This is a genomic window from Pseudomonas sp. GV071, assembly GCF_003050835.1.
In the GTDB taxonomy this organism is placed as follows: domain Bacteria; phylum Pseudomonadota; class Gammaproteobacteria; order Pseudomonadales; family Pseudomonadaceae; genus Aquipseudomonas.
Window position 1 is genome coordinate 208,933 of the sequence record NZ_QAOJ01000003.1, and the last position, 23,599, is coordinate 232,531.

Consider the following 23,599-nt stretch of genomic DNA (forward strand, 5'->3'; position numbering starts at 1 on the left):
CGATAGTTTGAACCTGTACGACGAATGAGCCAGCCGCCGAAATCGCCCAGCATTTTAAGTCTCTACCCGGAGGAGACCCGAGAGGCAGCGGACCTGCTCAAACAAGCCGTACCGTTGATGATGCGCCACGATATTCCGCCCAACCCCATGCATTACGCGCTCTGGTACACCTACAGCAAAGGTCAGGAGCCGGAGCTCAATCGACGCCTCGACAAAGCGGTCAAAGATTTCGATAGTTTCCCCCCGGAAACCGCCGCCAAACTGTTCCGCGACTTCATCATTCGCGGCGAACTGGAAGAAGCCCGCGCCGGCCAGCAGCAAGTCATCGAACTGGTTGACGATATCGAAGGCGGCATCTCCCACAGCGTGACCACCAGCAAGGCCTATCAGGACAGCCTCAACCAAGGCCTCAGCGCCCTGCAAGAGCCGATGATCGACGACCTGCCCAGCGTACTCAACGACCTGCAGCAAAGCACCCAGATCATGCAGGACCAACAGGAAAAGTTTCTTTACCGCCTGCGCAGCGCTCAGGAGGAGATCTCCCACCTGCGCGGCCAGCTCGAACGCGCCCACATGGCCGCTACGCTGGACAGCCTGACCAACGTGTTCAACCGCCATGCCTTTACCCGCCTGCTGGAGCAAACTCTGGCCCAGGGCCACCAAGGCGTGGCGCTGGTGATGCTGGACATCGACCACTTCAAGCAATTCAACGATCAGTACGGCCATCCCCTGGGTGACCGCGTACTGCAGCATGTAGGCCAACTGCTGCGCGAACTGCTGCCGCCACGCGCCATGGCGGCACGCTACGGTGGCGAAGAGTTCTGCGTGATTCTGCGCGACTGCCATGACCTGGAAACGGCACACGCCTTTTCCGAACACTTGCGTCTGAAAATTCAGGCCCTGCGGGTCAAGGTGCGCCGCACCGACGAGATCCTCGACACCATCACCGCGTCCTTTGGCATGGCCCTGGCCGAGGCCGGCGACAACCTGGAGAGTCTGCTCACCCGAGCCGACGACGCCCTCTACCAAGCCAAACGCAGTGGCCGCAATCAGGTCCACCCCCACCTACCCGAGCCTGCGCTAAGCGCTTGATTTGAGTAGCCCTCCGCTTTCCTGTTAAATACCCCCCGTGCTGCCGCCCCGAGCGGCGCATAGGCTGGTGAGAGGCGCGTGTAGCGGCCGATTTTTATTTACGGCAACCCGCGCAAACCAGCTCTTCTGCTGATCCATCCTTATAAGTGAGCTCATTGCACATGCTGAAAATTGTCCACCTGCTTGTAGGAGTTGCCGCACTACTCCTGTCTTTTATTCCTAGCCTGCACGCCGAAGCCCTTCCTTACCTGCAACAACCCGACGCCATCTACCTCGCCTTGTTCGGCCTGATCAATTTGCTGCTGGCACCGCTGTTTCCGATCTGGCATATCGGCGCCCGTCAACACGCTCAAGGTCTGGTCAGCGCCCTACTGGTGCTGGCGGTAGTCCTGCAAGTGCTGATTCTGCTGGCGCCACTGCCGGTCATCGGTGGTCAACCAGCCGTTCTGTTGAGCTTGCTCACTGTCCTGCTGGCCGTGCTGCTGCACCTGGGCGCCAACCTGCGCATGAACAGCCGTAGCAGCGTAGTACCGCAAGACCTGGGCGACCGCGAGACCGGCACGGTCAAGTGGTTCAACACCTCCAAAGGCTTCGGTTTCATTTCCCGTGATTCCGGCGACGATATCTTCGTGCACTTTCGCGCCATTCGCGGCGAAGGCCACCGCGTTCTGGTCGAAGGCCAGCGCGTGGAGTTCTCGGTGATGCAACGCGACAAAGGCCTGCAGGCCGAAGACGTGATTGCCGCTCTGCCGCAACGCCGCTAACCGCAAGCCCAATAAAAAACCCGCCAATGGCGGGTTTTTTTATTGGGCGTAAAGTCGCGACGGCAGTTGCTGCACTCTTAATAGTGCGGAGGTGGCGCCTCTTCTTCAGACATGCCAAAGCCGCTTTGCATATCCTCCTGACGCTTGGCCAGTGCGGCGATCTGCAGCTGCAGGCGCTCAATGATTCTCTGCTGCCCCACCATCTCGTCGTTCAAGGCCTGAATGGTGTCGTCCTGAAAGGCCAGGCGAGTTTCCAGCTCCATTACCCGTAACTCCAGGCTCATGGCTTATTCCTCAGCAAACACAAAATCGCTGCCCACGACCAGGCGCAGCTTGGCTCGAATGGCGGCGACCTGCTCGGCGGCATAAGCCTGCGCAGGGAACTTGCCCCACACCGGCGCTGGCCATGCTGCGTCACTGCGACGACGCACAATCACATGCATATGCAGCTGACTGACCACATTACCCAAGGTGGCCACGTTCATCTTGTCAGCGGCAAAGGTATCTTTTAACAACTCGGTGAGCGTGACCGTTTCATGCCACAACTGTCGTTGCTCATCCGGACTGAGTTGAAACAACTCGCTGACCTCCTCGCGACGAGGAACCAGAATGAACCACGGATAGTGGTCGTCATTCATCAACAACAGACGGCACAGCGGAAAATCACCAATGAGCAGGGTGTCGTTCTGCAAACGTGAATCCAGGGCGAACATACACAGGCTCCTACTTATATATATGTACAACTCTGCGGAGGGTGGCCCGCAGCGGAAAAGGTAGTCGCCGTACAGGATACCCGCTTGAGGAAAAAATCTCGCCACAGCCCAACGCTGCTTCCATGCCCGCAAAAGGCGCACAACCAACGACTCGCTCGCCGGTATGAATCTGCCGCCCACACCTCGCACCAAAAGAGCGCTAGCGCAGCGCGCCACCGGTTTTTTTATGCACCCAAGCTGTGCGCCTTCTGTTACCCAGACCCCTTACGCCCCACTTTTCCCTCGTTACTGCCACCAGCAGTAACGGTTCCCCGCTCGGGCCGGTGCACACAAACCCCAGCATAAACCGGCCCACCTGTTGCTTTTTTCACTACGCAGCGCTCAAAAAATCACACAAGTGAGTTTTTTCTTCAGCCTTTTGGCTTTTGTGCACGCTAATTGCTTTATGCCTAGCAAGATCAATGAGCACCGACACCCAACAGTGTTTGTGTACCTTGCTTAGTACATCAGTTAACTCCAGGGACAAGAATTAACCGGTGGGCTGTACAGGGGATTAATGAGACCGGTTTTTATCGGTTCTTTAATCATCAGAAATCACAGGAAAGTTAAACGCTGGGATGCAAGCGTAAAACTACGAATTTGCGACATGCCACATAAGCTTTTGCGACATCGTCGTTAAGAATTTGTAAGGTCTCTGCACTATCTGTCGCCAACAATGTCGCCGTGATATAACTTAGCGCCGACACAAAAAGAAAGAGCCGCCCATACAACAAATAAGATGGGCAGCGCAACTCTTCTAAACCAAAGGAGCAATCACGATGCAAGTGATGAAGTGGAGCTTAATCGCCCTCGCAGTAGCGGGCAGCACCCAACTGGCAGTAGCCAGCGAACAGTCCGACTCCAAGGGCTTTGTAGAAGACAGCAGCCTCAGCGTTTTGGCTCGCAACCTCTACTTCTCCCGTGACGTCCGCGCTAGCGGCCACACTGGCCAGAACTACTCCAAAGAATGGGGCCAAGGCTTCATCGGTACTTTCGAGTCCGGCTTCACTCAAGGCACCGTAGGTTTCGGCGTTGATGCAATCGGCCTGGCCGGCATCAAACTGGACGGCGGCCGTGGTCACAACGAAACCGGTCTGTTCCCAACCGACGGTGACGGCCGTTCCGAAGACGCCTACGGCGAGTCGGGCGGTGCAGTAAAACTGCGCGTTTCCAACACTGTTCTGAAATACGGCACCCAGTTCACCGCTATGCCAGTTCTGGCTACCGATGACAGCCGTCTGCTGCCAGAAACCATCGAAGGTTTCCTGGTCACCAGCAAAGAGATCGAAGGCCTGGAACTGAACGCCGGTCACTTCACCTCGCTGAACGCCCAATCGCAGACCTACCACGACAGCATCGGCTGGAACGCGGACGATCACGAAAAAGGCCCAGGCCTGACCGAAGCCAACGTACTCGGCGGCACCTACGCCATCTCCGACTCGCTGAGCACTTCGCTGTACTACTCGAAAGTAGAAGACTACTTCCGCAAGTACTACGCCAACGTGAACTACACCCTGCCGCTGGCCGAAGAGCAATCTCTGGCTTTCGACTTCAACATCTACGACACCAAGGGTGACGGCCGCACTGGTAGCGACTACTCCGAAGACGCTCTGGATAACCGCGCATTCAGCCTGAGCGGTGCTTACACCATCGGTGCTCACACCTTCCAACTGCAATACCAGCAGATCGACGGCGACGGCGCTTACGCTTACGGCGTAGACGGCGGCGGCACCATCTTCCTGGCCAACTCCATCGCCCGCTCCGACTTCAACGCTGAAGACGAGCGTTCGTACGGAGCCATGTACAAGCTGGACCTCGCCACTTTCGGCGTGCCTGGCCTGACCTTCATGACCCGTTACGTGAAAGGCGTTGACGCCAACACTGGCGAAACCAACAGCGGCAAAGAGTGGGAACGTGACGTAGACGTTAAATACGTTCTGCAAGAAGGCCCAGCTAAAGACCTGAGCCTGCGCGTACGTCAAGCGACCTACCGTTCGGCTGATGCCGTTTACTCGGAATCGCTGGACGAACTGCGTCTGATCGTTGAATACCCACTGAGCATTCTGTAATCCAGAACTCAGCAGGTAATTCGATGTAAGAAAAGCCCGGCATTAGCCGGGCTTTTTTTCGTCTGCTAGTTGACACCCAATAACCAAGAACAGTGATCATGTTTAAAGTGGCAATGCATATGTTCCGGTTACATGCGCCACTAGATTGTCATCATCTCCCGCCGAATATAACGACACTTCGCACACCGCCTGGCGCCGACTTAGTTTGAGTATTTGCGCATGGGCGATTAAGTCCACGGGCTTGGGTTTGGCCAGGAAGTTGATATTCAGGTTCGCGGTCACCGCCATCTCCACCTTGCCCAACCGACCGAGCACCACGGCGTACATGGCGGCGTCAGCCAGCGCCATGATGGTCGGCCCCGAAACGGTGCCGCCGGGGCGCACCAATTTGGCCTGAAAGGGTACGCGCGCATAGGCGTTGTCGGCGTCCAGACGGTCGATGCACAGGTCGATATCCTCAGCCATCGGCACCCCAAAGCGGATCAACGCTTGTACTTGTTCGGCAGTCAACGCACTCACTGGAAACCCCTTACATTGCAATGGCCTGAATCCTGTACGCGGCAGTACAGGCCCCGTACAATGCCGAGCACTTCCTTGCCTTCGCAACTGATATAACGGCCAAACATGCGTACCAGTCAGTATTTGCTCTCGACCCTGAAAGAAAACCCAACCGACGCCGTCGTGGTCAGCCACCAGCTCATGCTGCGTGCCGGCATGATCCGCAAACTGGCCTCCGGCCTGTACACCTGGCTGCCAATGGGCCTGCGTGTGTTGCGCAAAGTGGAAACCGTCGTTCGCGAAGAGATGAACGCCGCCGGCGCCCTCGAAGTGCTGATGCCCGCCATTCAGCCGGCTGAGCTGTGGCAGGAATCCGGGCGCTGGGAACAATACGGCCCCGAGCTGCTGCGTTTGAAAGACCGTCATGGCCGTGAATTCTGCGTGGGTCCGACCCACGAAGAAGTGATCACCGATCTGATGCGCAACGAACTGAGCAGTTATAAACAGCTGCCCATCAATCTGTACCAGATTCAGACAAAATTCCGTGATGAAATCCGCCCGCGCTTCGGTGTGATGCGTGGCCGCGAGTTCACCATGAAGGACGCCTACTCCTTCCACAGTGACCAGGCGTCCCTGCAAGAAACCTACGACCGCATGCACCAGGCCTACTGCAATGTATTCAGCCGCCTGGGCCTGAACTTCCGCCCGGTGCAGGCCGACACTGGCTCCATCGGCGGTACCGGTTCGCACGAGTTCCACGTACTGGCCGAGTCCGGTGAAGACGATATCGCCTTCAGCAACGTCTCCGACTACGCCGCCAACGTCGAAAAAGCCGAAGCCGTTCCGCGCGAAACCGTCCGCGGCGCCGCTAGCGAAGAAATGCGCCTGGTCGACACACCGAACGCCAAAACCATCGCCGAGTTGGTGGAAGGCTTCAACCTGCCGATCGAGAAAACCATCAAGACCCTGGTGGTGCACGCCGCCGAAGAAGGCAAGCTGATCGCCCTGATCGTTCGTGGCGACCACGAGCTGAATGAAATCAAGGCCGCCAATCTGGCTCAGGTTGCCAGCCCTCTGGTGTTCGCCAGCGAAGCCGAACTGCGCAACGCCATTGGCGCTGGCGCCGGTTCCCTCGGCCCGCTGAACCTGCCACTGCCGTGTGTAATCGACCGCTCGGTAGCCCTGATGAGCGACTTCGCCATCGGCGCCAACATCGACGACAAGCACTATTTCGGCGTGAACTGGGAGCGCGACTTGCCGCTGCCGGAAGTGGCCGACCTGCGCAACGTTGTCGCTGGCGACCCGAGCCCGGATGGCCAGGGCACCCTGGAAATCAAACGCGGCATTGAAGTCGGGCACATCTTCCAGCTCGGCAGCAAATACAGCGAAGCGATGAACTGCACCGTGATGGGCGAGAACGGCAAACCCGCGATCCTCAGCATGGGCTGCTACGGCATCGGCGTGTCCCGCGTGGTGGCCGCTGCCATCGAGCAGAACAACGACGAGCGCGGCATTCTCTGGAGCGACGCCCTGGCACCGTTCCAGATCGCGCTGGTACCGCTGCGCTACGAAAACGAAGACGTGCGTGCGGCCACCGACAAGCTGTATGCCGAGCTCACCGCCGCCGGCTTCGAAGTGCTGCTGGATGACCGTGACAAGAAGACCAGCCCCGGCATCAAGTTCGCCGACATGGAACTGATCGGCATCCCGCACCGCATCGTGGTCAGCGACCGTGGTCTGGCCGACGGCAATCTGGAATACAAGAACCGTCGCGACACCGAGGCGCAAGCCATTCCAGTCGCTGATGTGTTGTCCTTTATCCAGGCCCGTGCCGGTCGTTGATTGTTAGCCTGAGAGTGTTAACCCGAGCCCCCATGTTCAAGCCACGTTCCATCAGCCTGATCGGCGCCGCCCTGTGCGGCGCCTTGCTGCTCAGCGGCTGCGCCAACCATATGTCGCAGCGCGCCGAGCGCGAGGACCGCGCTGAGCGCAAATTGCTCAACCACAGCCTGCAGATCGACGTCGGGCAGCCCGACGTACTTGAACTGCCGCAGCGGCGCGTGCGCATTCAGGAGCAGAAAACCTTCGAAGTCACCGAGTTCGAAGTCACCCGCATTTACGACCGCTATACCCCCTATCAACCCTGGCGCGAGCTGTATGAAGTGCCGTTGGGTGCCGTAGCGGTAGTGGCGGGCGTGGGCGCCAATGTGCTGAATGTGGTGCTGCTGGGTAACGTGCCGGAGGCGGCCACCAAAGGTTGGATCGACTACGGCTTTGCCGGCCTCAACCCGTTTATGAACACCCAGTCCAACGGCCGCTCGCAACAGAACCTGGCGAAGATCAACGAACAACAGAAAGACCAACGCACCGAGTATTCCAGCGTGCCCTGGGCCGAGCGCCCCGTACTGATTACTGCCGGCCCGCAAACCCATGAGCTGAGCACCGACCGCAACGGCGTGCTGCGCCTCAACCTGCTCGACGGCCCGTTCGCTGAACAGGACGTCAGCCGCGTCGGCAAACTGCTGTTGAGCGTGGAAGACGAGCAAGACAAAACCCGCGCCGAAGCCAGCCTGCAAGTGAGCAAGACCTTGCGCGGCAAGCTGCTGGAAGCCCACGCGCTGATCTACGACGACCTCGAAGACGACGAAGTGGCGCAGTGGGTACACCGGGTCAAACGCCTGTCCGATCTCGGCCTGGAAGAAGAAGCCAACGAGTTGGAACAGAGCCTGATCGAACTGACCCGCAACGACCCCGAACTACAGCAGGAATTTCTCACCTCGTTGCGCAAAGATGCCGGCCGCCTGGTGGCCGATCCGGGCAGCAGTAACTGAGACAAGCGATGACAGCGTGCAGGCGCGTAGCGCTGTCTTGCCTTCTGCTGATGCTGGCCCTGCCGCTCAGCGCCAATGTGCGTCAGGCCCCCGAGCCAGAACTGCGCGACCTGCTGCAACGCACCGTCTCCGAAGCCGACAGTTTTGTCGACCGCTACGACGCCGAAGTCTGGCTGCTGGACATGTCCACCCGCCTGAGCCGCTACATGCCCGACGCCGAAGAGCGTCTGACCTTGCTCAAACAGGTGCACCACGAAGCCAGCAAAGCCGGTCTCAAACCTGATCTGGTATTGGCCCTGATCCACGTCGAAAGCCGTTTCAACCGCTTCGCCATTTCCTCGGTCGGCGCCCAGGGCATGATGCAGGTGATGACCTTCTGGAAAGGCGAGCTGGGCCGCGAACAAGACAACCTCACCGACAACGCCACCAACCTGCGCTACGGCTGCACCATCCTCAGCTACTACCTGAAGAAAGAGAACGGTGATTTGAACCGGGCGTTGGCGCGCTACAACGGCAGCCTGGGTAAGACCAGTTACTCGGGAAAGGTGGTGGGGTTCTGGCAGGACTACTGGTACGTGAAACCCTGAAAAGCATCGCGGCTGAAGCCGCTCCTACAGTCAGCACAATCCGTAGGAGCGGCTTCAGCCGCCATTGGTTTGCCCCTTCCAGCTCAGCCGCGAACAATAAACCCGGCAATCCCCTGAACCGGATGTTCTTCCAATTCAACGCCCGACACCTTGGCCTTCTTCGGCCCGCTTTCCAGCCAGACCGCCAACTCGCGTACGGCCTCTTCCTCGCCTTCCACCAACACCTCAACCCGCCCATCCTCCAGGTTGCGCACCCAGCCATCGAGGTCCAGACGCGTGGCTTCGGCTTCGGTGCTCTGGCGGAAAAAAACGCCCTGCACCTTGCCACTGACATAACCGTGCAAACAGATACGCGCCATTGCTCTACTCCTTCGCTTGCAGTTCAGACAGGCGCTTGCTCAGCCCGGCGGCCGTTTGCTCACCCAGCAAACGCTCGCGCACCTGACCTTTTGGATCGACCAGATAGGTCACCGGCAACGCCTCGCTGCGCGGCAGTTTGAAGCGCTCGCCAGGGTCCTGCGCCAGTACCGCAAAGCGGATGCCCATGGTGTCGGCGGCCTTGCTCAACGCATCGCCTTGCAAAGCATCGAAGTTCACCCCCAGCACCTGGGTGTGCTTGGCCTTGAGCTGCTCGGCCAAGGCGTTCAGCTCGGGGATCTCGGTGCGGCAGGGGCCGCACCATTCGGCCCAGTAATTAATCACTAACCACTGGCCTTCCAACTGCTCAGCCGTTACCTTTCGTCCATGCTGATCGACGCCGTAGTCGTCAGTACAGCCGACCAATAGAAGCCCGGCGCATAACCCCAAGGCAATCTGCCCCATGAGCACTTTTTTAATGACCATACGCAGAAGCGCTGCCATGCATTCGATCCTCGTACCTGCAGGGTTGATATGACACTGGACGCCCTACGCCTTGAGGTGCCGGACATCCTCGACGAAGCGGCCGCGCCGCTGGCCGACCTCAATGAGCGGCTGGTAGAGGCGCGCCGGCAATCGCATGAAAGTGCGCTGCACCTGGTCCTGGGTTTGCTCTTTCGCCTCAATCGCAGCGCCATGACCTTACTCGAAAGGCAACGCGCGCTGCAAAGCCTCAGCGATGAGTATCGGCACTACGCCGAGCACTACCGCAACGGCACCGCCCCACCGATGCTGTTCGTGCGCTTCTGTGGGGAAATGGCGGTCGGCTTCAAACGCCTGTTGCTGCAAATTCTGCAAGGCCGGCAACCGTCACGTCCGCACTTGGCCTGGTGCCTGTACATGGCCCAGCACTTTCTCGCCCAGAGCCTGCTGCGCCATTACCAGCTGTATCAGGAGCCGCCGGCCAGCCTGTGGCGCGACAGCCATTTGCTGTACTGGATCGGCGAACACCAGGACTGCCTAGACGAGCCGGTCGCCGCGGCCTTTCACCCGCTGCCGGCCAGTACCCTGCGCGGCCTGTACCAGCAGATGTTGTTGCTGGCGCTGAGCAATCCGTTCCACCTCGCCGAAGGCGAATGCCCGCTGCTGTTCAGTGCCCTCGCGCCGCTGGCGAAGCTCGCACGGCTGCTGCCCTGGGATGATGAAGACGACACCGAAGGGCCGGTGGTCGACCTCACCGAATCGCAACCGAGCCTGGCCTTTGAGCAAGCGGTAGAAGGTGATCCCACCTACCTGCGCCGCTTCGAATTGGGCGCGCTGCTGGTGGCCCTGCATGAACCGGCGCCCCTGCAAACCGAGCAGGAACGCGAGCTGCTGCAGCGCGTGCGGCACCACTGGATGGGCCGCCAACAACGCCGCCATGAACGTTCTGACCAAGTCGGCGATTGCAGCCTGGTGGTCGGCCTGCCGGCGATTCACGCGCAACTGCTGGAACACCGCCCCGGTCACTGCGCCGCACAGATGCTCGACACCAGCCCCGGTGGCGCGCGCCTGCTCTGCCATGCCGACCAGGGCCGCCTGCTGCCGGTCGGTCAGTTGCTGTTGCTGCTGACCAACAGCGGCACGCCAACCCTCGCCTTGCTGCGCTGGCGCCACCAGAACGCCGATGGCCTGCACCTGGGCCTGCGTTACCTCAAAGGCCTGCCGCGGCCGGTGTGGCTGCGCCGCAGCCCCAGCACGCAAACCCACCCCGGCGTACTGCAAAGCACACCGGTCAGTGGTGGCGGCTGGAACCATGGCCTGTGGTTGCCCAATGGCCAGTTCAGCGCCGGGGAAAACCTCTGGCTGCAACTGGTCAGTGTGAATAACCAGGCGGCCATGCCTCTGCCACCGGCCAACCTGGAAACCTCCTCAGTCAGTCGTCATCCGCTGAAGCTGGCCTAATGGTCAAAACTGCGAGACTGGTCACGCGCGGCGGCGGCCAAGCGCACAGTTTGCTTGCACCGGCGTGCCTATAATTTCGGCCGTCTGAGCCCGTTCTCACCCTTTATTCTAAAAATCAGCCCGGAAGCCACCATGTCCCAAGCCCACGACAAGCTGATCGGCCCAGTGCCATCACGTATCACCGACGCCGCCCGCCTGGCCGTAACCGAGTACGACGGTCGCGTCGCCGACTTCAACGTCGCCGCCTGGCTGCAATTGCCTGGCCTGGCCAATTTGCCGGTGTCGCTGATGATCAGTTACCGCGACGCCGGCGCGCGCCGCGAAGTGTTGGTGGACCATGGCAAGGTGAACGCCCAGGGCAAGATCCTGCTGTCCGGCATCGGCCGTCTGCCGGTGAAACAGAAGATCGAAGACATGCAGGTGTGCCTGCGGTCGGCCATTCCGGCCACCAGCCTGGTGGTTGAAGAGTTGTTTGTGCAGGCGGTGGAAATCGCCGTGGCGCAGAGCCAGCAAGCCCTGGCCTGAGGCAACAGACACACAACAAAAACCCCGCGCACTGTCGCGGGGTTTTGCGTTTCAGGGGCGGGGTTTTAGCGCGGCGTACCGTTGCAGGTGACGCGCTCAGGAATGAACGTGGCATCGGCATCTTGCCGGGCGGCCGATGGCGCATGGGCCACCAGGGACTCCGGCCAACGGGCAAAATTCAGCCCGGTAATGCGATTAAGCCCTTCCAGCGCGTGTTCTGGATGGGTGTGTTGCAGGGCAATCACCATCCCCTGCTTTTTCGTGGTGTGGCTCTTGGGGTTACTCATAGCACCCGAATTCCTTGGCTAGTCCGTGCCGGGCTGGCAGTTTGATAGCAATCTGCGAGGAAGAGAGCCAAAAGCGTGCCAACTGTTTTTACATCCATTTCGTGGGCTCCAGCGCCCCACAGGTCGCTGTAATCCGCAGCCCTACGCGCAAACTGACATTTTTTGTCAGTCGGCACCACCCTCCGCCGCCGGGGCTGCTTGCAACCATTGCATCAGGCTAGCCCCGAACAGCTCGGCCTGCTCGTCATGCAACGCCTTGAGGGCGGCGCGCAAACCGGGATACCAGGCCTCACTCATCTGCGCCGGCAGCTGTTCCAGACGCGGCATCGGCCAGGGACTGTGCAACAACAGCTGATGCAAGGTGTATTGGCCAAGGTCGCGGCACAGCACCCAACCACCGCCACTGGCACGGCAGATCAGCAATTCGTTTTCCAGGAACTCGACAATCTCGTCCCACTCGTCTTCCGGCAAACGCCAGCCCTGGTCGTGCACATCGTTCAAGCGCAGCACCTCGCCGCGCACCTGGGCGTCATGAAACATCCGCAGCAGCCCGAGCATCACCAGCAACCTTGGCAACGCGCGGCGGCGCCAGTGCCGCGACGAGCCGAGATTGCAGGCCAGCTCGGCGCCGAACAGCACGATCAGCCAGGACAGGTACACCCACAACAGAAACAACGGCACCGTGGCGAAGGCGCCGTAAATCAGTTGAAAGCCTGGAAACAGTCGCACATACAGCCCAAACAACGCCTTGGCCACCTCGAACAGCACCGCAGCAAATACGCCGCCCAGTAGCGCGTTCTTGATCGGCACACGGGTGTTGGGCACCGACGCATAAATCAGGGTAAAGGCCGCTACGCTGGACATCAGTGGGGTCAGGCGCAACACGGTCTTGGCGCCGATCACCGCATCCGGCCCGGAGATCATCGACAGCGACGTGATGTAGGTGCTCACCACAAAACCCACACCGAGCAGCAGCGGGCCGAGGCTGAGAATCGCCCAATACAGCAGGAAGCTGGAAATGCCGCGACGCGGCTGACGCACACGCCAGATATTGTTCAGCGCCTTTTCCACCGTCACCAACATGGCGAACGCGGTGACGGCGAGGAACACCACACCAATCCAGGTCAGCTGGCGTGCCTGGGTGGTGAAGTTGTTCAGGTACTCCTGCACCATCTCGCCGGAGGCGGGCAGAAAGTTATGGAAGATAAAGTGCTGAATCTGCTCGCCCACACCGGAAAACGCCGGCACTGCCGAGAGCATGGCGAAGGTCACGGTCATCATCGGCACCACCGCGAACAGCGTGGTGTAGGTCAGCGCCGCAGCGCTGTTGGGACCGTGGTCAGCGAGAAAGCGCTGCAACAGGAATCGCCAGAATTCCACAAAATCATCGAAACCTTGGCGCATGCCCACTCCCTTGTTTAGTAGTAAATCGCCGCGTGACGCGATGCCCTGTTCAGGCCAGGCTGCCGACGCGGGTAGAATAGCCGCCACCTTAGGCAAGATGCGACATGCACATGACCGACTTGACCCTTTATCACAACCCGCGCTGCACGAAATCCCGTGGCGCGCTGGAGCTTCTTGAAGCCCGTGGCCTGCAACCCACCGTCATTCGCTACCTGGAAACCCCGCTGAGTGCCGCCCAAATCAGCGCCCTGCTGGCCAAGCTGAAGTTGACTGCCCGCCAGTTGCTGCGCAGTGGCGAAGACGACTACAAAACCCTCAACCTGAGCGATACCAGCCTCAGCGAAGAACAACTGATCGCCGCCATGGCCGCCCACCCCAAGCTGATCGAACGACCGATTCTGGTGGTTGGCGATAATGCTGTGATCGGCCGTCCGCCAGAGCGCGTGCTGGAGCTGTTGCCATGAGCCAGCCGTACATTCTGGTGCTGTACTACAGCCGCCACGGCGCCACCCTGGAAATGGCCAAACAGATCGCCCGCGGTGTGGAACTGGCTGGCCTCGACGCGCGCCTGCGCACCGTGCCCGCCATCTCCACCGAATGCGAAGCCGTGGCGCCGAGCATTCCGGCAGAAGGCGCGTTGTACGCAACCCTCGACGACCTGAAAAATTGCGCCGGCCTGGTGCTCGGCAGCCCGACCCGCTTCGGCAACATGGCCGCGCCGCTCAAATACTTCCTCGACGGCACCAGCAGCCTGTGGCTGACCGGCGAACTGGTGGGCAAACCGGCCGGCGTGTTCACCTCCACCGCCAGCCTGCACGGCGGCCAGGAAAGCACCCTGCTGTCGATGATGCTGCCGCTGCTGCACCACGGCATGCTCATCGCCGGCCTGCCTTACAGCGAAGCCGCGCTACTGGAAACCCGTGGCGGCGGCACGCCGTATGGCGCCAGTCACCATGCCGGTGCCGACGGCAAACGCCCGCTCGACGAGCATGAAATCAGCCTGTGCCGCGCCCTCGGTCAACGCCTGGCTAACACTGCTATACGTTTGGAGAACACCCGTGGCTAAAACCCCGAAGCCCTTGCCAGCACTCGACTGGCTGGCGCCGCGCCTGAAAATTAGCCGCGTCCTCACCCTGGTCAGCTTCTTCGCCCTGGCCGCCCTGCTGCTGACCTGGAACCTGGCCTACGCCGACCTGCACGGCGCACGCACCTGGGTGATCCTCTGCATCGAACTCGGCCCACTGGCCCTGCTCGCTCCTGGCCTACTAATCGGCAACGCCCGCGCGCACGCCTGGACCTGCTTTGTGGTGAACCTGTACTTCATCAAAGGTGTATTGGCGGCGTTCGACCCACACCGCAGCTGGCTCGGCTGGAGCGAAGCGCTGCTGAGCCTGGCGCTGTTTACCAGCGCACTGCTCTATACGCGGTGGCGGTTTCAGCATGATCGGAAGTTGGCGGGCGAGGTTTAACGAAGGCCGCAAATTCACCACCGTCATTCCCGCGAAGGCGGGAATCCAGACTCTCACGTCGCTCACGATCTCGCGCCCGACTAAAAATTCTGGGTCCCCGCCTGCGCGGGACGACGGTGGTTGGCTTACCAGCCCAGGGTTTCTTTCAAGAAGGGAATAGTCAGCTTGCGCTGCGCCTGCAGCGACGCCTGGTCCAGTTGCTCAAGCAACTCGAACAGCGCGCTCATGCTGCGGGTGCCGCGGGTGAGAATGAAGCGCCCGACCTCATCGGTCAGGTGCAAACCGCGGCGCGACGCACGCAATTGCAAGGCACGCAGCTTGTCTTCATCGGCCAGGGTCTGCAGCTGAAACACCAGCGCCAGAGTCAGTCGTGACTTCAAATCCGGCAACTGCACCAGCAATTCCCGCGGCGAAGCACCGGCCGCCAGCAACAGGCGCCGACCGCTGTCACGCAGGCGGTTGAACAGATGGAACAGCGCCTCTTCCCACACCGCATTGCCAGCGATGGCATCCAGATCATCCAGACACACCAGCTCGCACTGCTCCAGGTTGTCCAGCAACTCCGGGCCGTGCTGCACCACGTCCGCCAGCGGCAAATACACCGCCTGCTCGCCACGCTGCTCAAAACGCAGGCAGGCCGCCTGGAGCAAATGCGTGCGCCCTACCCCGTCGCTACCCCACAGGTACATCAGGCTTTCCGTCCAGCCGGCCTCGGCCTCGCACAAACGCTCGACATAGCCAAGCGCCGCGGCGTTGGCCCCGGGGTAATAGTTCGCAAACGTGGCGTCATCACGCAGACGCACACCAAGGGGAAGCTGTATCGGTTTCATGCGGGAATAAGGCGGTTCCGGGTGGCGCCAGGGAGGCGCGCAGCAAAGGGGGCGAAGTTTATCGGCTTCTGCGCGCTAAGTCATTGATGGCAAAAGCCAACCTGCTCAGTTGGCTTCGTCGTACTCGGGACTGGTCTGGCCTTTGTCTGGCATCACCTCCCCCGTCATCAGCCACCAGCGATAGCTTGGATAAAGCTTTCCAAGCTGCTCAATCTCTTCGACGCTGATTCTGGCCTTGCCTCTCTTGATGCTCTGCCATCTGACGTATTCCTTGCTGTTCACTTCAGCAAGGTCTTTCAGGCTGGTTGCGGCGAGCAATTTAAGAACCCTATCAAGCATTGAAGTGCCCATTACTAAAGGCAATGTTATGGACTGTTGCCATACCCAAGCCAATTATGGATACTGTCCATATGGATTTATTCCATAAACAGTAAATCGAAGACATACATAGTGCAGGACAGCCTATCGATGTGGAAAGCCGTGCCCGCAAGGAAAACGGAACGGCCATCCAACCACTTAAGGACAAGGAGTAAGCATTATGAAAAATGCAGAACTAGGCTTCGACTTTTGCGGCATTGGCACCTTCGCCACCATGCTGCATTTACCCGCCGACAAGGTACGCAACTGGGTTGAGATCGGGATGGTTCCGAGTGTGAAAGTGGGCGAGGTGCGGATGGTCGATCTGCGCCGTTTGCAGGCCGATCTGAACCGGGGCAAGAAGGGCTTTACCGAGGGGGATTATCCGGTTGCCTGATAGATGGAGATCTCGTAGGAGCGGCTTCAGCCGCGATGCTCTTGCGGGTGAAGAGCATCGCGGCTGACCGGAGCGCCGGACCGTCCGCTCCTACGAGTGAGGCGCGCGCCCTACTTCACCGGCGGCGCAGGCACCACTTCTATGACTTCAACCGTCTCCACCACCTCTTCGCCATAGACATCCGAACGTTTATAGAAGTCATGGGCGTGGCGCAGCACCACCATGATCACCGCCGCCACCGGCAGCGCCAGCAGAATGCCGGTGAAGCCGAACAGTTCGCCGCCGGCCAGAATGGCGAAAATCACGGCGACCGGGTGCAAGCCGATGCGGTCGCCCACCAGCAGTGGCGTCAGCAGCATGCCTTCGAGCAGTTGGCCGACGGTGAAGACGGCAGCGATGCCCAGCAGCGGGTAGAACTCGGTGCCGAACTGGAAGAAGCCGGCGGTAATGGCGGCGCCAAAGCCGATCACAAAGCCCATGTACGGCACGATGCTGGCGAGGCCCGCGATGATGCCGATCAGCAGGCCCAGTTCCAGACCTACCAGCATCAGGCCGGTGGAATAGATCACGCCCAGGCCGAGCATCACCAGCAGTTGCCCGCGCAGAAAGGCGCCAAGCACTTCGTGGCATTCGCCGAGCAGTTGCACGATAAATCCTTCGCGGCTGCGGGGCAGCAGGCCGCGCAGTTTGGCGACCATGATGTCCCAGTCGCGCAGCAGGTAGAAACTCACCACCGGAATCAGCACCACGTTGCCCAGCCAACCGAGCAACGCCAGGCTCGAGGCACCGGCAGAGGCCAGCACGGTGCCGACGATATCGGTGGTCTGGCCCAGGTGCTCGGTGACGGCGGCTTTGATCCTGTCGAATTTCCAGAAGCCCTCGCCCAGGCCGAGCTTGGCTTGCACCCAGGGCAAGGCGCTGTGTTGCGCCCAGTCAATCATTTGCGGCGCCAGTTCATACAAGCGCACCAGCTGTTTACCGAGCATGGGCACCAGAACCAACAGGGCGATCACCAGAATCAGGGTGAACACGCTGAACACCACGATCACGGCCCAGGTGCGCGAGAGTTTCCAGCGTTCCAGTTGGTCGGCAATCGGGTCGCCCATGTAGGCCAGCAGAATGCCGATAAGGAAGGGCGAAAGAATCGGGTGAATGGCCCATAACAGCGCAACGAGCAGCAACAGCGCGGCAATCCATAGCCAGTGACGGGTGTCAGTCATGCTCAAAAACCTCGGGGGAAAAGGGTTCACCAGCCGTAATGCAGAACGTTGGCAGCCGCAGCCGGAACAGGTGCGACCGGCGCCGGCACAGCGGCCTGGTCGGTCGGTGCGGTGTTGGCGTCAACCGGCGCTGCAGCCACCGGCTCTGGCGGCAGTTCCCGCATCCGGGCCAGGGCCAGTTGCGCGCGCAATTGCTCGCTGCTGGCTTTTACCCGGTAGGTCAGGCGATCGCCGACGGCGCTTTGCAGGCGCGCATCGAAGGGTTCGAGCAGGCGTTGCAGTTCGGCGTAACGGTTAAGGTCGGCGCCCTGGATGTCCAGGGTCAGGTCCTGGGCCGCGCCCTGGGCGGCGACAAAATGGGTAGCCAGGCGTTGGCTGACAGCCAGCAACACGGCATCAGCCACGGCATCGGCACTCGCGCCTTCGGCCTTGCCTTGCTCGCGGCTGTCGCCCAACCACAGGCGCCATTGGGCTTGCCATTGGCCGCCCTCTTCTTTGGCGTTCACGGCCAACAGGGCATCAGCGCCATAACGCGCAGACGGTTCCTTCAGTGCATCAGGATTATTGGCGGCGAGGTTTTCCGCAGTACCGGCCAGTTGTTCGTTGAGGTCTGCGATTGGCAGGCGCAGCGGCAAACCGCGGTTCTGCGCGGCACGTTGCAGGGAGGCCGCAGCCGGCTGGCTGTCGCCCACCAGGCTTGAGCCGTCCGCCGTGTTGTTCAGCCACCAGGCCAGCACAGCCGGGCGGTTTGCGCTCCACAGCGAAATGCCGGCCTGGCGCAAGCTGCGGTCGGTGCTGATGGCATCGAAGTCGACCACCAGAACCTGGGGCGGACCGTTTTCATAGCCGTACTGACTCACCAATTGCTGCGGGTCTTTGCGTAACTCGGCAAGGGCCGGGTTGCTCAACGCCTTGCTGTCGCCCGTCAGGCGCAGCACCAAGGTGTCGAGGGCGCTGCTGAGGGCAGCCGCGCGCTCATCGGGCTGCTGGCTGGCCACCGGTTGGCGCACTTGGTAGAGGTCTTCGACGGGAGCGGCCTGGGTGGTCAGGCTGAACAGGGACAGACCCAGGGCGAACAAGGAAGCGGACAAACGCATGGTGGGTTCTCGGCTCGGGGGGTAGCGACAGGCCTGCATGGCGGGCGCTGCTGCAAAGTGCCCTACCTTAAACAGGCGGCTTGGGGCCTGTCGAGAGCGGACTCGGCAGCGTGTGGAAATAGCGGCTTAACTAGCTAATTAATTGCGCCATTCAACAAGCGCAGCGGCCTGCCGATATGCATCGAACAAGGCGTCGGTGCGCGCCCCGGCAAACACAATAAAGAGGTAGCGACGGTGTCGATAAAATTACGTTTGCTCTTGTTGACCGCCACCGGCCTGCTGGCGGCGCTGATCCTCAGCCTGGTCAGCTTTATCGGCAACCATCAGGTGGCCGACGCGGTGCGCGCCAACCAGGTCAGCCTGAACGCGCTGCGCAACCATATGGAAGCCGACATGATGCACGACGCCCTGCGCGCCGATGTGCTGGCGGCCATGCTGGTGGGCCTGGGTAAAAGCACCACCACGGCAGAAGAAGCACGTTCGAGCCTGGAAGAACACGCCGGGCATTTTCGCGAAGTGCTGACAGAAAACCTGCAACTGCCGGTGAATGCAGCCATCAAGGCGGCGCTGAACAAGGTCAAGCCCAGCCTCGACTCTTACATCGCCGCCGCCGAAAGCATCGTCGCCCAGGCCCTGAGCAACCCGGAGGCCGCGCAGCAGCAACTGCCTACCTTCAATGCCGCCTTCACCCAGCTGGAAGGCGAAATGGCCAGTCTCAGCGAGCTGATCGAAGACAACACCGGGCAAACCAGCAAAGACACCGAAAGCGCCCTCAGCACTGCCAACGTCACCCTGACCATCGTATTGCTCGCCAGCCTGCTGCTATTGGTGGTGCAGGGCACCTGGATTATCCGCGGCATCATGCGGCCGTTGCTGGCGGCCAGCAAAATCGCCAGCAGCATTGCCCAGGGCGACCTCGGCCGCAGCATTGAACAACCCAGCCAGCAGGATGAAGCCAGCGCCCTGATCCGCAGCCTGGCGACCATGCAGGGCGACCTGCGCGGCATGATCGGCGTGGTGCGCGGCAATGCCGATAGCGTCAACAGCCTCACCCGCCAGCTCAGTTCCGGCTGCCATCAGGTGGCCGATAGCAGCGCCCAGCAGAGCGAGGCGGCCAACACCATGGCCGCGGCCGCCAGCGAAATGACCGCCAGCATCGAAGAAATCACCCGCCACGCCGGGCAGGCGCTGGACATGGCCAATCAGGCCGAACGCCTGGCCAAAGACGGCGGCAAGGTGATTCACCAGGTGGTGCAGGACATGGATGGCATCGCCCGTTCGGTACAGGCCTCGGCCCAGGTGATTCGCACCCTGGACCAGGAGTCCGAGCAGATTTTCGGCATTATCCAAGTGATCAAGGGCATTGCCGACCAAACCAACCTGCTGGCGCTTAACGCCGCTATCGAGGCTGCGCGGGCGGGCGAACAGGGCCGTGGTTTTGCCGTGGTCGCCGATGAAGTGCGCAGCCTGGCCGGGCGCACCAGCGCCTCGACCCAGGAAATCGCCGCCATGGTGCAGCGCATCCAGACCAGCACCCGCGACGCTGCCACCAGCATGGAGGCCGGTGTCGCGCAGGTGGACAAGGGCATGGCGGTAACCGCCGATGTCGAGCGGGCAATCCGCGAAATTCTAGAAGCGACCCTGAGCACCACCCAGCTGGTCAACGACATCAGCCGCACGATTGGCGAGCAGAGCCTGGCCAGCAACGAGATCGCCCACCAGGTGGAAACCATCGCCACCATGTCGGTGAGCAACAGCACGGTGATTGGCAAAACAGCCGATACCACCGACGAACTGTCGAACCTGGCCGGGCAATTGTCGCTGTCGGTGGATCGTTTCCGGCTCTAGCCATGGCGGGCAGCGATTAATTTCCTGCCCGTCCGGCTGCGCGGATGGCCGGCCACGGGCAAGCCTGATAAAATCGCGCGCCTTCGCAGACCGTGCCTCGAATGCGTGCTGGCCCTTGTGCCGCCGCTGCCCCGGTCGCTCCCCGAACATCCCTTTCATAAAGGCCTGGATCTATGAGCAAGCAACCCTCCATTAGCTACAAGGACGCCGGCGTCGATATCGATGCAGGTGAAGCCCTGGTCGAACGCATCAAAAGCGTGGCCAAGCGCACTGCGCGTCCGGAAGTGATGGGCGGCCTGGGTGGCTTCGGCGCCCTCTGCGAGATCCCCGCTGGTTACAAACAACCGGTGCTGGTCAGCGGTACCGATGGCGTCGGCACCAAGCTGCGCCTGGCGCTGAACCTGAACAAACACGACAGCATCGGCCAGGACCTGGTCGCCATGTGCGTCAACGACCTGGTGGTATGCGGCGCCGAGCCGCTGTTCTTCCTCGACTACTACGCCACCGGCAAACTCAACGTTGATGTGGCCGCTACCGTAGTTACCGGCATTGGCGCCGGCTGCGAACTGGCTGGCTGCTCGCTGGTCGGTGGGGAAACCGCCGAAATGCCGGGCATGTACGAAGGCGAAGACTACGACCTCGCCGGTTTCTGCGTTGGCGTGGTGGAAAAGGCTGAAATCATCGACGGCTCCAAGGTGCAAACCGGCGACGCGCTGATCGCTCTGCCCTCCTCCGGCCCGCACTCCAACGGCTACTCGCTGATCCGCAAGATCATCGAAGTGTCCGGTGCCGACATCGAAACCATACAGCTCGAAGGCAAAGCCCTGACCGAACTGCTAATGGCGCCGACCCGCATCTATGTCAAACCGCTGCTCAAGCTGATCAAAGACACCGGCGCGGTCAAAGCCATGGCCCACATCACCGGTGGCGGCCTGCTGGACAACATCCCGCGCGTACTGCCAGACGGCGCCCAAGCCGTGGTCGATGTCGCCAGCTGGAAACGCCCAGCGGTGTTCGACTGGCTGCAGCAGCAAGGCAACGTCAACGAAACCGAAATGCACCGCGTGCTGAACTGCGGCGTGGGCATGGTGATCTGCGTGGCTCAAGAGCACGTCGAAAGCGTACTGGCCAACCTCACCGCCAGCGGCGAGCAACCATGGGTGATCGGCCAGATCAACGCCGGCGCCGCCGATGCTGATCGCGTTGTATTGAACAACCTGAAAGCCCACTGATGCCCAACGCCTCACCCTGCAATGTGGTGGTGCTGCTGTCCGGTTCGGGCAGCAACCTGCAGGCGTTGATCGATGACATTCAGGGCAGCACCAGCGCTGCCCGAATCTGCGCGGTGATCTCCAACCGCGCCGACGCCTATGGCCTGGAACGGGCCAAGGCCGCCGGTATCGCCACCCATGTGCTCGACCACACCACCTTCTCCGACCGCGAAAGCTTCGATACCGCGCTGATGGCGCTGATCGACAGCTGCCAGCCGCAGCTGGTGTTGCTGGCCGGCTTCATGCGGATTCTGAGCGGCGCCTTTGTGCGCCACTACGAAGGCCGTCTGCTGAATATCCACCCCTCTCTGCTGCCCAAATACAAAGGCCTGCACACCCATCAACGGGCGCTGGATGCCGGCGACAGCGAGCATGGCTGCAGCGTGCATTTTGTAACGGAGGAACTCGATGGAGGGCCTCTGGTCGTACAAGCTGTTGTGCCGGTGCGCGTCGATGACACGGCGCAGAGCCTGGCCAATCGCGTACATGCTCAAGAACACCAGATTTACCCACTCGCTGTGCGCTGGTTCGCCGATGGTGACTTGCGCCTTTGCAGCGAGGGGGCAATGCTGAAAGCGCAATTGTTACCGGCCACCGGCCACCTGATCCGAACCTAGGAGACTTTATGCGTCGTGCCTTGCTGTTCGTCCTCGCCGTGCTAACCCTGCCGGCGCAGGCCCTGGAGCTGAAACCGTTCTCTGCCAGCTACACCGCGGACTGGAAACAGATCCCCGTCAGCGGCAGCGCTGAACGCAGCCTGCAAAAGCAAGCCGACGGTCGTTGGTTGCTGAATTTCAAAGCCGCCATGCTGGTGGCGAGCCTCACCGAAGAAAGCACTTTCCGAATTGATGGCACTACCTTTCTGCCGTTGACCTACCGCTATGATCGCAGCGGCCTGGGCAAAGGCAAATCGGTGGAACTGGACTTCGACTGGGACGCCAAGAAAGTCATCGGCAGCGACCGTGGCGACCAGGTGTCGCTACCGCTGAACCGCGGCATCCAGGACAAATCCACCTACCAGGTGGTGCTGCAAGCCGATGTGGCTGCCGGCAAGAAGACCATGAGCTACCAGGTGGTGGATGGCGGCGATATCGAAACCTACGACTTCCGCGTACTGGGCGAAGAGAAGGTCGAGACCATGGCCGGCAGCGTCGATGCGATCAAGGTCGAGCGTGTGCGTGACCCGACCCAAAGCAGCCGCAAGACCGTGCTGTGGTTCGCCAAAGACTGGAACTACCTGCTGGTGCGCCTCTACCAGGTAGAGAAAGACGGCAAGGAATACCAGATCATGCTCAAAGACGGCAGCGTGGATGGCAAAGCGGTGAAAGGCAGCTAAGCCAAGCCACCGCACAAAAGCCCCGCCCATGCGGGGCTTTTTTATGCGACAGCGCAAAGGCTATCGGGGCTGAATCGGATGGCTGCCCCCTCTCCCACAATGGTCCGTGCTTGCTCTGTGGGAGAGGCTTCAGCCTCGATCTTTTGATCTTGAAACCCATCAGATAACCACAGCCCCCCGTCCTACAGTGTTCAGAAAATGCTCTTTTCAGGAACGCTCCGACAAAACAAAAATCCCCTTCTGGCAGATCGCTCCGCGTAACTCTTAACTTGCCGTGCAAGCAACCCACGGAGCCGCCGCCATGATTACCCGCCTCGCCACCATCACCCTGCTGTCCTCCCTAGTCACTGCCCCATCCGCTTTCGCCGACGGCGGCACCATCCAGATCGAAGGCCAGATCGTCAATCCAACCTGTAACGTCACTACAGCAACCAACGCCGACGCCCTGCAAACAGCCAACGAAAACGATGCCTGCGCCGGGGGCTACCCCGCCTTCACAGCCCAATACCTACCCCTGAATCCCGGCGAAACCAGCGTCGACAATCAGGTCATCACCCTCACCTACAACTGAGGCCAACCGACCACCGCGCCGCCACCGATCAATTTGCGATTGCCAGCGCTGCGCCGCGCTGGTATCTGTACATGCACACAGTGGTTTGGCGTA

General features: G+C 60.8%; 28 protein-coding genes and 2 pseudogenes. 19 read left to right on the forward strand and 11 right to left on the reverse strand.

Annotation, left to right across the window (positions count from 1 at the left end; translation table 11 throughout):
- Nucleotides 1-24 precede the first annotated feature (24 nt).
- The 3 genes and pseudogenes from C8K61_RS07530 to C8K61_RS26810 all read left to right on the forward strand — a co-directional run bounded on the left by C8K61_RS07530 (nucleotide 25) and on the right by C8K61_RS26810 (nucleotide 1,856).
- Complete coding sequence (locus tag C8K61_RS07530) at nucleotides 25-1,092, forward strand: GGDEF domain-containing protein (protein WP_108095588.1); 1,068 nt, start codon at nucleotides 25-27, stop codon at nucleotides 1,090-1,092.
- Between the two features lie 161 nt (nucleotides 1,093-1,253).
- Nucleotides 1,254-1,574, forward strand: a pseudogene (locus C8K61_RS27120) (cold shock domain-containing protein membrane protein); the annotation flags it as partial.
- A gap of 57 nt (nucleotides 1,575-1,631) precedes the next feature.
- Nucleotides 1,632-1,856 (forward strand): cold-shock protein, encoded by a 225-nt coding sequence (locus C8K61_RS26810; RefSeq protein ID WP_162998724.1) that lies wholly within the window; start codon nucleotides 1,632-1,634, stop codon nucleotides 1,854-1,856.
- 77 nt (nucleotides 1,857-1,933) lie between these two features.
- On the opposite strand, the gene C8K61_RS07540 is transcribed toward C8K61_RS26810, so the two are convergent.
- Together C8K61_RS07540 and C8K61_RS07545 are read right to left on the reverse strand one after the other, a co-directional pair.
- Nucleotides 1,934-2,140 (reverse strand): SlyX family protein, encoded by a 207-nt coding sequence (locus C8K61_RS07540; RefSeq protein ID WP_108095590.1) that lies wholly within the window; start codon nucleotides 2,138-2,140, stop codon nucleotides 1,934-1,936.
- Nucleotides 2,141-2,143: 3 nt separating this feature from the next.
- A complete protein-coding gene (locus tag C8K61_RS07545; RefSeq protein ID WP_108095591.1) occupies nucleotides 2,144-2,569 on the reverse strand; it encodes an HIT domain-containing protein in 426 nt (141 codons plus the stop codon).
- A gap of 818 nt (nucleotides 2,570-3,387) precedes the next feature.
- Here C8K61_RS07545 and C8K61_RS07550 point away from each other — a divergent pair.
- Nucleotides 3,388-4,677, forward strand: a complete 1,290-nt coding sequence (locus C8K61_RS07550; RefSeq protein WP_108095592.1) for an OprD family porin — start codon at nucleotides 3,388-3,390, stop codon at nucleotides 4,675-4,677.
- Nucleotides 4,678-4,779: 102 nt separating this feature from the next.
- On the opposite strand, the gene C8K61_RS07555 is transcribed toward C8K61_RS07550, so the two are convergent.
- Nucleotides 4,780-5,187, reverse strand: a complete 408-nt coding sequence (locus tag C8K61_RS07555) for a PaaI family thioesterase (protein ID WP_241000581.1) — start codon at nucleotides 5,185-5,187, stop codon at nucleotides 4,780-4,782.
- A gap of 114 nt (nucleotides 5,188-5,301) precedes the next feature.
- Between C8K61_RS07555 and C8K61_RS07560 the strand changes: the two genes are divergently transcribed.
- Genes C8K61_RS07560 through C8K61_RS07570 form a run of 3 tightly spaced genes read left to right on the forward strand, consistent with a single transcriptional unit; the run spans nucleotide 5,302 to nucleotide 8,593 of the window.
- Nucleotides 5,302-7,017 carry a proline--tRNA ligase gene (locus C8K61_RS07560; protein ID WP_108095593.1) on the forward strand — a complete coding sequence of 572 codons (1,716 nt, stop codon included), beginning with the start codon at nucleotides 5,302-5,304 and terminating at the stop codon, nucleotides 7,015-7,017.
- Nucleotides 7,018-7,049: 32 nt separating this feature from the next.
- The gene (locus tag C8K61_RS07565; RefSeq protein ID WP_108095594.1) at nucleotides 7,050-8,006 is read left to right on the forward strand and encodes a hypothetical protein; all 957 of its coding nucleotides are present in this window, start codon (nucleotides 7,050-7,052) and stop codon (nucleotides 8,004-8,006) included.
- Nucleotides 8,007-8,014: 8 nt separating this feature from the next.
- A complete protein-coding gene (locus C8K61_RS07570) occupies nucleotides 8,015-8,593 on the forward strand; it encodes a transglycosylase SLT domain-containing protein (protein WP_108095595.1) in 579 nt (192 codons plus the stop codon).
- Between the two features lie 83 nt (nucleotides 8,594-8,676).
- Here the strand turns inward: C8K61_RS07570 and C8K61_RS07575 are convergent, their stop codons facing one another.
- Together C8K61_RS07575 and C8K61_RS07580 are read right to left on the reverse strand one after the other, a co-directional pair.
- On the reverse strand, nucleotides 8,677-8,952 hold the full coding sequence (locus C8K61_RS07575) for an acylphosphatase (RefSeq protein WP_108095596.1): 276 nt from the start codon (nucleotides 8,950-8,952) through the stop codon (nucleotides 8,677-8,679).
- Between the two features lie 4 nt (nucleotides 8,953-8,956).
- Nucleotides 8,957-9,454 carry a TlpA disulfide reductase family protein gene (locus C8K61_RS07580; protein ID WP_108095597.1) on the reverse strand — a complete coding sequence of 166 codons (498 nt, stop codon included), beginning with the start codon at nucleotides 9,452-9,454 and terminating at the stop codon, nucleotides 8,957-8,959.
- A 30-nt stretch (nucleotides 9,455-9,484) separates the two neighbouring features.
- On the opposite strand from C8K61_RS07580, the gene C8K61_RS07585 reads away from it, so the two are divergent.
- Complete coding sequence (locus tag C8K61_RS07585) at nucleotides 9,485-10,894, forward strand: pilus assembly protein PilZ (RefSeq protein ID WP_108095598.1); 1,410 nt, start codon at nucleotides 9,485-9,487, stop codon at nucleotides 10,892-10,894.
- A 132-nt stretch (nucleotides 10,895-11,026) separates the two neighbouring features.
- A complete protein-coding gene (locus tag C8K61_RS07590) occupies nucleotides 11,027-11,419 on the forward strand; it encodes a hypothetical protein (RefSeq protein WP_108095599.1) in 393 nt (130 codons plus the stop codon).
- Between the two features lie 65 nt (nucleotides 11,420-11,484).
- Here C8K61_RS07590 and C8K61_RS07595 read toward each other — a convergent pair whose 3' ends face one another.
- Both C8K61_RS07595 and C8K61_RS07600 read right to left on the reverse strand, forming a co-directional pair.
- Nucleotides 11,485-11,706 (reverse strand): hypothetical protein, encoded by a 222-nt coding sequence (locus tag C8K61_RS07595; RefSeq protein ID WP_256589379.1) that lies wholly within the window; start codon nucleotides 11,704-11,706, stop codon nucleotides 11,485-11,487.
- A 165-nt stretch (nucleotides 11,707-11,871) separates the two neighbouring features.
- Nucleotides 11,872-13,110, reverse strand: a complete 1,239-nt coding sequence (locus C8K61_RS07600) for a virulence factor BrkB family protein (RefSeq protein WP_108095600.1) — start codon at nucleotides 13,108-13,110, stop codon at nucleotides 11,872-11,874.
- Nucleotides 13,111-13,220: 110 nt separating this feature from the next.
- On the opposite strand from C8K61_RS07600, the gene arsC reads away from it, so the two are divergent.
- The 3 genes from arsC to C8K61_RS07615 are packed head-to-tail and all read left to right on the forward strand — an operon-like array spanning nucleotide 13,221 to nucleotide 14,579.
- On the forward strand, nucleotides 13,221-13,574 hold the full coding sequence (gene arsC, locus C8K61_RS07605) for an arsenate reductase (glutaredoxin) (RefSeq protein ID WP_108095834.1): 354 nt from the start codon (nucleotides 13,221-13,223) through the stop codon (nucleotides 13,572-13,574).
- Nucleotides 13,571-14,176, forward strand: coding sequence for an NAD(P)H:quinone oxidoreductase (gene wrbA / locus C8K61_RS07610; protein WP_108095601.1), 606 nt, complete (start codon nucleotides 13,571-13,573; stop codon nucleotides 14,174-14,176). Before arsC ends, wrbA begins: the two co-directional genes overlap by 4 nt.
- Nucleotides 14,169-14,579, forward strand: coding sequence for a DUF2069 domain-containing protein (locus tag C8K61_RS07615; protein ID WP_108095602.1), 411 nt, complete (start codon nucleotides 14,169-14,171; stop codon nucleotides 14,577-14,579). The genes wrbA and C8K61_RS07615 overlap by 8 nt, the downstream gene beginning before the upstream one ends.
- A 125-nt stretch (nucleotides 14,580-14,704) precedes the next feature.
- On the opposite strand, the gene hda is transcribed toward C8K61_RS07615, so the two are convergent.
- The gene (gene hda / locus C8K61_RS07620) at nucleotides 14,705-15,409 is read right to left on the reverse strand and encodes a DnaA regulatory inactivator Hda (protein WP_108095603.1); all 705 of its coding nucleotides are present in this window, start codon (nucleotides 15,407-15,409) and stop codon (nucleotides 14,705-14,707) included.
- Nucleotides 15,410-15,514: 105 nt separating this feature from the next.
- Complete coding sequence (locus tag C8K61_RS07625) at nucleotides 15,515-15,760, reverse strand: DNA-binding protein (protein ID WP_108095604.1); 246 nt, start codon at nucleotides 15,758-15,760, stop codon at nucleotides 15,515-15,517.
- Nucleotides 15,761-15,947: 187 nt separating this feature from the next.
- Here C8K61_RS07625 and C8K61_RS07630 point away from each other — a divergent pair, with 187 nt between their 5' ends.
- On the forward strand, nucleotides 15,948-16,163 hold the full coding sequence (locus C8K61_RS07630) for a hypothetical protein (RefSeq protein ID WP_108095605.1): 216 nt from the start codon (nucleotides 15,948-15,950) through the stop codon (nucleotides 16,161-16,163).
- A gap of 110 nt (nucleotides 16,164-16,273) precedes the next feature.
- Here C8K61_RS07630 and C8K61_RS07635 read toward each other — a convergent pair whose 3' ends face one another.
- Both C8K61_RS07635 and C8K61_RS07640 read right to left on the reverse strand, forming a co-directional pair.
- Nucleotides 16,274-17,383 (reverse strand): AI-2E family transporter, encoded by a 1,110-nt coding sequence (locus tag C8K61_RS07635; RefSeq protein WP_108095606.1) that lies wholly within the window; start codon nucleotides 17,381-17,383, stop codon nucleotides 16,274-16,276.
- Nucleotides 17,384-17,409: 26 nt separating this feature from the next.
- Entirely contained in the window at nucleotides 17,410-18,480 is a 1,071-nt protein-coding gene (locus C8K61_RS07640) for a DUF2066 domain-containing protein (RefSeq protein WP_108095607.1), read from the reverse strand.
- Between the two features lie 705 nt (nucleotides 18,481-19,185).
- Between C8K61_RS07640 and C8K61_RS27180 the strand changes: the two are divergent.
- The 6 genes and pseudogenes from C8K61_RS27180 to C8K61_RS07665 all read left to right on the forward strand — a co-directional run.
- Nucleotides 19,186-19,470 (forward strand): annotated as a pseudogene (locus C8K61_RS27180) (HAMP domain-containing protein); the annotation flags it as partial.
- 132 nt (nucleotides 19,471-19,602) lie between these two features.
- On the forward strand, nucleotides 19,603-20,328 hold the full coding sequence (locus C8K61_RS27185) for a methyl-accepting chemotaxis protein (protein ID WP_371919976.1): 726 nt from the start codon (nucleotides 19,603-19,605) through the stop codon (nucleotides 20,326-20,328).
- A gap of 173 nt (nucleotides 20,329-20,501) precedes the next feature.
- Nucleotides 20,502-21,560: a phosphoribosylformylglycinamidine cyclo-ligase gene (gene purM, locus C8K61_RS07650; RefSeq protein WP_108095609.1), complete on the forward strand. Its 1,059-nt coding sequence runs from the start codon at nucleotides 20,502-20,504 to the stop codon at nucleotides 21,558-21,560.
- Nucleotides 21,560-22,216, forward strand: a complete 657-nt coding sequence (gene purN / locus C8K61_RS07655; protein ID WP_108095610.1) for a phosphoribosylglycinamide formyltransferase — start codon at nucleotides 21,560-21,562, stop codon at nucleotides 22,214-22,216. Before purM ends, purN begins: the two co-directional genes overlap by 1 nt.
- Before the next feature lie 8 nt (nucleotides 22,217-22,224).
- Complete coding sequence (locus C8K61_RS07660; RefSeq protein WP_108095611.1) at nucleotides 22,225-22,935, forward strand: DUF3108 domain-containing protein; 711 nt, start codon at nucleotides 22,225-22,227, stop codon at nucleotides 22,933-22,935.
- Between the two features lie 301 nt (nucleotides 22,936-23,236).
- On the forward strand, nucleotides 23,237-23,506 hold the full coding sequence (locus C8K61_RS07665) for a hypothetical protein (protein WP_108095612.1): 270 nt from the start codon (nucleotides 23,237-23,239) through the stop codon (nucleotides 23,504-23,506).
- Nucleotides 23,507-23,599: the final 93 nt, after the last annotated feature.

Coding starts and splice junctions, on each gene's coding strand:
- C8K61_RS07560 (WP_108095593.1), top strand. CDS start 5,302: ATGCGTACCAGTCAGTATTTGCTCTCGACCCTGAAAGAAAACCCAACC.
- C8K61_RS07585 (WP_108095598.1), top strand. CDS start 9,485: ATGACACTGGACGCCCTACGCCTTGAGGTGCCGGACATCCTCGACGAA.
- C8K61_RS07635 (WP_108095606.1), bottom strand. CDS start 17,383: ATGACTGACACCCGTCACTGGCTATGGATTGCCGCGCTGTTGCTGCTC.
- C8K61_RS07595 (WP_256589379.1), bottom strand. CDS start 11,706: ATGAGTAACCCCAAGAGCCACACCACGAAAAAGCAGGGGATGGTGATT.
- purM (WP_108095609.1), top strand. CDS start 20,502: ATGAGCAAGCAACCCTCCATTAGCTACAAGGACGCCGGCGTCGATATC.
- C8K61_RS07580 (WP_108095597.1), bottom strand. CDS start 9,454: ATGGCAGCGCTTCTGCGTATGGTCATTAAAAAAGTGCTCATGGGGCAG.
- C8K61_RS07545 (WP_108095591.1), bottom strand. CDS start 2,569: ATGTTCGCCCTGGATTCACGTTTGCAGAACGACACCCTGCTCATTGGT.
- C8K61_RS07665 (WP_108095612.1), top strand. CDS start 23,237: ATGATTACCCGCCTCGCCACCATCACCCTGCTGTCCTCCCTAGTCACT.
- C8K61_RS07540 (WP_108095590.1), bottom strand. CDS start 2,140: ATGAGCCTGGAGTTACGGGTAATGGAGCTGGAAACTCGCCTGGCCTTT.
- C8K61_RS27185 (WP_371919976.1), top strand. CDS start 19,603: ATGGCCGCGGCCGCCAGCGAAATGACCGCCAGCATCGAAGAAATCACC.
- C8K61_RS07600 (WP_108095600.1), bottom strand. CDS start 13,110: ATGCGCCAAGGTTTCGATGATTTTGTGGAATTCTGGCGATTCCTGTTG.
- C8K61_RS07625 (WP_108095604.1), bottom strand. CDS start 15,760: ATGGGCACTTCAATGCTTGATAGGGTTCTTAAATTGCTCGCCGCAACC.
- C8K61_RS07530 (WP_108095588.1), top strand. CDS start 25: ATGAGCCAGCCGCCGAAATCGCCCAGCATTTTAAGTCTCTACCCGGAG.
- C8K61_RS07575 (WP_108095596.1), bottom strand. CDS start 8,952: ATGGCGCGTATCTGTTTGCACGGTTATGTCAGTGGCAAGGTGCAGGGC.
- C8K61_RS07640 (WP_108095607.1), bottom strand. CDS start 18,480: ATGCGTTTGTCCGCTTCCTTGTTCGCCCTGGGTCTGTCCCTGTTCAGC.
- C8K61_RS07630 (WP_108095605.1), top strand. CDS start 15,948: ATGAAAAATGCAGAACTAGGCTTCGACTTTTGCGGCATTGGCACCTTC.
- C8K61_RS07550 (WP_108095592.1), top strand. CDS start 3,388: ATGCAAGTGATGAAGTGGAGCTTAATCGCCCTCGCAGTAGCGGGCAGC.
- C8K61_RS07590 (WP_108095599.1), top strand. CDS start 11,027: ATGTCCCAAGCCCACGACAAGCTGATCGGCCCAGTGCCATCACGTATC.
- wrbA (WP_108095601.1), top strand. CDS start 13,571: ATGAGCCAGCCGTACATTCTGGTGCTGTACTACAGCCGCCACGGCGCC.
- C8K61_RS07565 (WP_108095594.1), top strand. CDS start 7,050: ATGTTCAAGCCACGTTCCATCAGCCTGATCGGCGCCGCCCTGTGCGGC.
- arsC (WP_108095834.1), top strand. CDS start 13,221: ATGACCGACTTGACCCTTTATCACAACCCGCGCTGCACGAAATCCCGT.
- purN (WP_108095610.1), top strand. CDS start 21,560: ATGCCCAACGCCTCACCCTGCAATGTGGTGGTGCTGCTGTCCGGTTCG.
- C8K61_RS07570 (WP_108095595.1), top strand. CDS start 8,015: ATGACAGCGTGCAGGCGCGTAGCGCTGTCTTGCCTTCTGCTGATGCTG.
- hda (WP_108095603.1), bottom strand. CDS start 15,409: ATGAAACCGATACAGCTTCCCCTTGGTGTGCGTCTGCGTGATGACGCC.
- C8K61_RS07660 (WP_108095611.1), top strand. CDS start 22,225: ATGCGTCGTGCCTTGCTGTTCGTCCTCGCCGTGCTAACCCTGCCGGCG.